Below are 1,792 nucleotides of genomic sequence, written 5' to 3'. Positions count from 1 at the left end.
GTGGTGGTTGTCTCGCCGGACAGTGTTTTTTCCAACTGCATAAACAGTGGGGTGCAGTTTGCGTAGTCAATCCGTCCGATTCTCAGCATCAATTCAAACCCTTATATAGTGCATCAGGATCAAGGGTAACCAGCCGCACCTGCTCTTTGGCAAGGACCTCTCCGGTTGCCTTCCAGAGTTGAGTAATGGCGTTGGCATAGGCAACCTGTGCCTTAATCTGGTTATTTTTGGCAGTGGCAAGATCATTTTCAACATCAAGAACATCCTTTGTGGTTGCAAATCCTACCTCTGCCTTACGCGCAAAGGCCCGTAGCCGTTCTTCAGCAAAGGCCCGGCCTCTGTCTGCCACCTCAAGTTGCTTGTAGTTAGCCTCAATTGCCCGTACCGCAGAGCGGACATCGTTGGCGATCAGTTCTTCCTGATTCCTGATTTGCAAGACGGACTGATCAAGCTTCAAACGGTTCTTGCGATACTCATTTTCAGCTGCCCGGTTTCCCAGCGGATAGCTGAAGGTCAGCCCTACTCCCCAGGCTGGGTAGTTACCAGAAGAGAGGCGATCCATATCCCGCGGATAGGTATCACCAAGACCGGCAGTCGCAGCAGAGGCTGTAAGCAGCAGATCAGGACGGGTTCTATTGCCGGAGACCCTGGCTTGCAACTCAAGCAGTTCAAGATTACGTTTCAGCTCCTTCAACTCGGGGCGGTTAGCAAGTGCCCGCTTGATTTCTGCCTGTTCTGACACCTCGTAACGTTCCTTTGACGGCACCTCAACCGTTTCAACCAGTTGTCCCTGCGGAAGCTGGAGCAACTGTACCAGCAGATCAACCTGATCCTGCAGCGCCCGTTCAGCGTCAATAACCTCTTTTTCACGACCGGCCACCCCGAACTCAGCATTCAGTGTTTCCATGGCTGGCATGACACCTGCTTTGACCCTGGCCTGGGTCTCACGCAACACCCGACGAGCCAGATCAAGTGAGACCTTTCTGACCCCCAGTTCCTCCCGTAAACTGTAGAGTTTATAGTATTCAGTCCGGACCTGTGCCACCACACTGATCAGCTTGGCACTCAGCTTTTCCAGAGATACGTCTTTGGTCAATTTTGCTGTATCAATGGCCAATTCTGTCGGTTCACGACCAAAGTTCTTGAGCAGAGGCTGACTCAGGGTCAGGCCCAGATTTGATTGCCAGTATGTAGACAAACCACTTGAGGTCGAAGCGATATCAGAGGACAAATAGCTATTGTTAAAACCCAGCGATGCAGTCCCCCCGGTCGCCAGCAACTGGCTGATACCGGCATTCAACTGGGTATTCTGATTCCAGTATTTCCCTGAGGCCAAGTTGCCGGAGTACGTGGTTGTATCGTTATAGTTTGCCTGCAGAGTAAGGACAGGATTATAGATCCCCCGGCTTTTCTGATATTCAGCCTCCTGCTGGGCAGGGTTATAGAGCTCTACCCGCAGATCAAGATTCCTCTCTACAGCCATTTTAACGGCATCGGCCATGGTAAGCTGTACCGTTTCAGCCTGAAGACAGGTAACGGCTCCTAAACTACATATTAAAAAAAACACCAGTATCTTCTTCACTACAGCACCTCACAACAATCTACTAGCACCCTTGAAATGCAGAAGGGCGGGATTTCCATCCCGCCCTTCTTATATCACATAAAGAAGCTGTTTTACACTTCCTTGTCTTCAACATAATCAGCATAATCATCAGCTGACATCAATGCCTTCAATTCATCCCGGTCTTCCAGTTCAAGTTCAAGCAGCCAGCCACCATCATAGGGATCATCA

At 50.3% G+C, this 1,792-nt stretch carries 1 protein-coding gene and 1 pseudogene; both read right to left on the bottom strand.

The window, feature by feature from the left end:
• Positions 1–88: 88 nt before the first annotated feature.
• Positions 89–1,582 (bottom strand): TolC family protein, encoded by a 1,494-nt coding sequence (locus tag OEL57_RS16565; protein WP_300742032.1) that lies wholly within the window; start codon positions 1,580–1,582, stop codon positions 89–91.
• A 92-nt stretch (positions 1,583–1,674) separates the two neighbouring features.
• Positions 1,675–1,792 (bottom strand): annotated as a pseudogene (locus OEL57_RS16560) (glycine cleavage system protein H); the annotation flags it as partial.

Origin of the sequence: Trichlorobacter sp. (assembly GCF_030247655.1) — a bacterium.
Taxonomy (GTDB): Bacteria; Desulfobacterota; Desulfuromonadia; order Geobacterales; family Pseudopelobacteraceae; genus Trichlorobacter.
Note: the sequence above shows the minus strand (reverse complement) of the source record. Positions and strands in the feature narration are given on the sequence as shown.